A 1,102-nucleotide genomic window follows, 5' to 3' on the forward strand; every position below is an offset into this window, starting at 1 on the left:
ACGAGGTTCAGTATGGGCGCATTGAAGCGGGTACGGGAATATCAACCCGTTGTCCATCGACTACGCCTGTCGGCCTCGCCTTAGGTCCCGACTTACCCTGGGCGGATTAGCCTGGCCCAGGAACCCTTGGTCATCCGGCGCGAGGGTTTCTCACCCTCGATTCGCTACTCATGCCTGCATTCTCACTCGCACAGCCTCCACAACTAGATCACTCTGCTGCTTCGCCGGCTGCACGACGCTCCCCTACCCACCAACAACACATGGTCGTCAGTGCCACGACTTCGGCGGTGTGCTTGAGCCCCGCTACATTGTCGGCGCAGAATCACTTGACCAGTGAGCTATTACGCACTCTTTCAAGGATGGCTGCTTCTAAGCCAACCTCCTGGTTGTCTCTGCGACTCCACATCCTTTCCCACTTAGCACACGCTTAGGGGCCTTAGTCGGTGATCTGGGCTGTTTCCCTCTCGACTACGAACCTTATCGCCCGCAGTCTCACTGCCACGCTCTCACTTACCGGCATTCGGAGTTTGGCTGACGTCAGTAACCTTGTCGGGCCCATCGGCCATCCAGTGCTCTACCTCCGGCAAGAAACGCGTAACGCTGCACCTAAATGCATTTCGGGGAGAACCAGCTATCACGGAGTTTGATTGGCCTTTCACCCCTACACACAGGTCATCCCCCAGGTTTTCAACCCTGGTGGGTTCGGTCCTCCACCCAGTCTTACCTGAGCTTCAACCTGCCCATGCGTAGATCACCCCGCTTCGGGTCTACAGCATGCGACTCAAACGCCCTCTTCAGACTCGCTTTCGCTACGGCTCCCCCACACGGGTTAACCTCGCCACACACCATAACTCGCAGGCTCATTCTTCAAAAGGCACGCAGTCACATCACACACCAGCAAGCTGATGTAAGCTCCTACGGCTTGTAGGCACACGGTTTCAGGTACTATTTCACGACCCCTCACCGGGGCACTTTTCACCTTTCCCTCACGGTACTCGTGCACTATCGGTCATCAGGGAGTATTTAGGCTTACCAGGTGGTCCTGGCAGATTCACACAGGATTCCTCGAGCCCCGTGCTACTTGGGATCCCCTCCAGCAGTC

Annotated in this window: 1 other annotated feature (running past one end of the window). The window is 56.7% G+C overall.

The features are described from left to right. Nucleotides 1-1,102, reverse strand: a sequence feature (mutual gap in cmsearch alignment for this rRNA model is longer than 100); it reaches 1,485 nt to the left of the window's first position.

The sequence above is a fragment of the Nonomuraea sp. NPDC049504 genome, from assembly GCF_040676845.1.
In the GTDB taxonomy this organism is placed as follows: domain Bacteria; phylum Actinomycetota; class Actinomycetes; order Streptosporangiales; family Streptosporangiaceae; genus Nonomuraea; species Nonomuraea salmonea.